This is a genomic window from Sinorhizobium sp. BJ1, from assembly GCF_002531555.1.
Classification (GTDB): domain Bacteria; phylum Pseudomonadota; class Alphaproteobacteria; order Rhizobiales; family Rhizobiaceae; genus Sinorhizobium; species Sinorhizobium fredii_B.
Genome location: NZ_NWTH01000084.1, coordinates 1 through 4,258 on the forward strand (window position 1 = coordinate 1; position 4,258 = coordinate 4,258).

General features: G+C 55.3%; 3 protein-coding genes. 2 read left to right on the forward strand and 1 reads right to left on the reverse strand.

The features are described 5' to 3' along the window. Positions 1 to 723: 723 nt before the first annotated feature. Both CO676_RS33955 and CO676_RS33960 read left to right on the forward strand, forming a co-directional pair. Positions 724 to 1,839 (forward strand): NAD(P)-dependent alcohol dehydrogenase, encoded by a 1,116-nt coding sequence (locus tag CO676_RS33955; protein WP_097524278.1) that lies wholly within the window; start codon positions 724 to 726, stop codon positions 1,837 to 1,839. 27 nt (positions 1,840 to 1,866) lie between these two features. Further along, complete coding sequence (locus tag CO676_RS33960; RefSeq protein WP_097524279.1) at positions 1,867 to 3,297, forward strand: aldehyde dehydrogenase family protein; 1,431 nt, start codon at positions 1,867 to 1,869, stop codon at positions 3,295 to 3,297. A 731-nt stretch (positions 3,298 to 4,028) separates the two neighbouring features. On the opposite strand, the gene CO676_RS33965 is transcribed toward CO676_RS33960, so the two are convergent. Beyond that, the coding region (locus tag CO676_RS33965; protein ID WP_179875771.1) for a class II aldolase/adducin family protein at positions 4,029 to 4,258 on the reverse strand (230 nt) is incomplete at its 5' end.

A 4,258-nucleotide genomic window follows, 5' to 3' on the forward strand; every position in this document is an offset into this window, starting at 1 on the left:
CATCGAACGCGTTGCGACTCAGATCCGCGACTTTTTGCAGCCGTAGTCAAGGCGCAACCATAGTCAATTCAGAACGCCAAGCCGATTGAGATGAGTCCTGGATAGTTCACCCGAGGATGCGTTCCCGGCTTTCTCCCAGTTTACCCGAAGAGCCCTATGACATTCTGCGCTAGGCCTGCTCGTCTCTCGTCGACGGAGCTTCAGTTGTCCACGTTGCTTCAACTGCGGTCCCGGAAGGGGAGCTCGGACGAGGCGCACAGAATGTTGACGGCGCCGCGCTCGGCCGCGTCATGGCAAAAGTACCTTGCGTTAGTGAACCAAAATTGCCCGCTGAGGACTGTGAACAAGGCGTGAAGTTCGCGAGATTGTTCTTCGGATTAGAGCCCATATTCGGGTTCAACAGCACACTACATTGATCAATTCATCGAATTTGGGCCATCCGATGAAGCATAACGTTTCACGTCGCCCTTTTTCAGTTCCAAGTGTGGAGCTAAGAATCTCGCTACCGTAACTTGCGTTATTAGACTTTGTAATGTAGCTTTTCCTGGCGCTCGATGAGCCTGGCAATCAGGCCGAATCCGAGGGTGAAGCTCGGCGTGTTTTGCCCGAACTGGAGGCGGGCAGGTTGCCGCCATGTCGGCGATAAACACGTTATCTTTCTGATCACGACGGAGGGGTCGTGCGCGGGAATGACATTAAGCTAGCAAATGGGAGAGAGGTGCCATGCTCGAATGCACATCGGCCGTCGTAAGAGGCAAATCGCAGCCGTTCGAAATCACAAAACTGCAACTCGAAGATCCGCGGCCGGATGAGGTCGTGATCGAAGTCGTTGGGGTTGGCATATGTCACACAGATATAGTTGTTCGAGACCAATACTACCCGACACCGTTACCTGCTGTCCTTGGACACGAAGGTGCGGGCGTTGTGCTCAAGGTCGGATCCGCCGTAACTAAAGTAGTGCCCGGCGATCACGTCGTCCTAGCATTCGGTTCATGTGGTAAGTGTGAGAACTGCCAGAAAGGCGAGACGGGCTACTGTCTCGAATTTTTCGGCTATAATTTTGGCGGTAGCCGGAGTGACGGGTCGACGCCTTATCACTGCTGCAACGGTGAGCGCGTCAGCGGCTGCTTCTTCCGCCAGTCTTCCTTTGGGTCGCATGCACTCGCTACGGAACGCAACGTCGTCAAGATCGATAAGAGTGTTCCGTTGGAAATCATGGGCCCCATGGGCTGTGGCATCTCAACGGGTGCCGGCACAGTTATGAATGCGCTTCGCCCAGTCGCGGGAACAAGCATTGCAATATTTGGGGCGGGCTCGGTAGGTCTCGCCGCCGTTATGGCTGCCAAAGTTGTTGGCTGCACGACGATCGTAGCTGTTGATGTAAATGATGAGCGGCTCGAGTTGGCGAAGGAGTTGGGAGCAACCCATGTCATCAACGGCCGGAACGGCAATGTTGTAAAAGGGATACAAGCGTTAAGCGGCGGTCTAGGTGTCCACTACTCACTTGAGTGCACTTCCATCCCAGCGGTTTTCCGACAGGCGGTAGATTGCTTACGGCTGACGGGAGTTTGCGCCCTGGTCGGAGCGGCTGCGCTGGGCACGGAAGTGACGTTCGACATGAACAGCATTCTATTTGGGCGTACCATCCGCGGGGTAATCGAAGGTGAAAGTGTACCTGACACCTTCATCCCTCAGTTAGTCGAGCTGTGGAAGCAGGGACGATTCCCCTTCGACAAGCTTATCAAGTTCTATGACCTCGACGAAATCAATGAAGCTTGTGCTGCCTCGGAGAGCGGCAAAGTACTGAAGCCTGTCCTGCGCCCGCGGAAACCCGCCTGATTCCTGCTCGATTAATGGGAGCGCACTATGAATTTTGACAGTGATTATACAATGACGATCGGCGGCGTGGCCGTTTCCACCAACACGACCGCACCTGTGGTCAACCCGGCGACTGAGGAGATCATCGCGCATGTCCCCTCTGCGGGCCGCGAAGATCTCGACGCCGCAGTCGCAGCCGCCCGCGCGGCGTTTCCGGCATGGAGCCACAGGCCACATGCCGAACGCCAAGCGCTTGTGGCGGCAATTGGCGAGAAGCTAGAACGGTACAAGGAGGAGCTTATGCGCCTTCTAACTCGCGAACAAGGCAAGACTCGTGCTGGAGCCGACTGGGAATTAACTGGCGCGATCATCTGGTGCCGCGAGATCGCGAAGCAAGAATTGCCTATTCACATCGCTGAGGATTCGGCGGAGCGTACAGTCGAAACGCGGCACGTTCCAATTGGAGTGGTTGGAGCTATCACGCCGTGGAACTACCCAATTCTTTTGGCGATTTGGAAGGTCCTCCCTGCCCTCCTTGCAGGAAACACCATCATCGTTAAACCATCACCATATACACCACTCGCCACGCTCAAGATCGGCGAGATGATGCGTGATGTCTTGCCTCCAGGAGTTCTCAACGTCGTATCCGGCGGAAATGAACTCGGGCAGTGGATGACCAGTCACCCCGATATTGGCAAAATCTCCTTCACAGGTTCCACTCAAACCGGTAAGCGCATCATGGAAAGCGCAGCCGGTACATTGAAGCGCGTCACGTTGGAACTGGGCGGCAACGATGCAGCGATTGTTTTGCCGGATGTGGATCCAAAGGTGGTTGCCAAGGAAATTTTCTGGGCAGCTTTTCAGAATAGCGCACAGCTTTGCGTTGCGGCGAAGAGACTTTTTGTTCACGCCGACATTTATGACGCATTGAGTCATGAACTGGTGGAGTATGCCAAGACGGTGAAGCTTGGAGACGGCTCAGAGCAGGGAGTGGATCTTGGCCCTATTCAAAATAAAATGCAGTTTGAGAAAGTAAAAGATCTTCTTGCCGATGCTCGCGATAAGGGGCTCAAGTTTCTGCTCGGTGGCGATGTTCCGGAAGGCAAAGGTTATTTCGTACCCGTTGCAATAATCGATAATCCCCCCGATGATTCTCGTGTCGTTGTAGAGGAGGCATTTGGCCCCGTATTACCATTGCTTAAGTTCTCTGATGTGGACGATGTGGTCGTGCGTGCCAACGACACAATCTACGGGCTCGGAGGATCGGTTTGGTCTTCCGACTCCTCCGCTGCTCGCAAGATCGCAGAGAAGTTAGAATGCGGAACAGTCTGGATCAACGAGATCCATGCCTTCTCACCGCACGCTACTTTTTCAGGACACAAGCAGTCCGGTATTGGTGTCGAGAATGCTATCCAAGGTCTTTTGGAATTCACCAACGCACAGACGATCGTTACAAAGAAGCTAGCGACAGCAGCATGAGGTTCGTCCACGCACTACGTTTGTGCTAACCATTGAATAGGACTTACACCGTCACGCGGGCGGATCGCCCGCGTGGCCGCCACGCGTAGGGCGGAAAAGACAAGGCAGACGAACATGGCAAGCAGACGCTTCCCAGATGTTCGTTCGCATGGGCGAATTCTGGCGGAAACAGATGGAAGCAGCCGGAGAAGCGGGCAAGCAGTGGTCCGAATCTATGATACCTTTCCTTCCGAAGCGAGCAGTCGGGATCAACTCGCCAGAGGGCGCTTACGGGACCGTGCAATCTGCTCCTACTGGCTCGCCTGGGGCTGCGTGCGGATTCCGATTTGAAGCCGGCCACGATTCCAATAAAAATCCGTCCGTTTTCCGGCTCTGAAGATACCCTTGGGTCAGGAACTTTGGCATCAAGCCTCCGCTAAGCGAGGAGACTTCGATGCCAGCAAAGAGGAGGCGCACCAAGCGAAAGTTACGACAGATGCTCCGAGGGCTAGGCAGGAACGCCGGGATGTCGACCGCGAGCGCGTTGAGAGCTGTGAGGTCAGCGCTAAGTGCCATGAATTCCACACGGCGGGTGCCGAGTTGGGCTGTAGGTCATGGGGGAGATTTGAGGTGGGACTTCCAAGAGTCAGGAAATCAGGTTTCGATAAATCCGGACCCTATAGGCGTTGCGCCGCCTTCCCAAAGGGAAATGTCCTCAACGCGCCGATGAGCCGCCCTCAACGGCCAGGTATCTAAATGGACTTGGTGAGTTCTTCGCGCTGAGCCGGACTCAACGGTCTCAGTTCCCGGCCATGAAGCATCAGGAACAGTTTCGCGGTTTCCTCCAGTTCCTCAGTCGCGTACTGCGCCTCCTCAAGCGACCTCCCAGCCACGACGGGTCCGTGGTTCGCCATGAGGACGGCGTTGCTTGTCGCGGCGGCCTCCTGTACCGCCGTGGCCAGCTTCTCGTCTCCGGGACGGA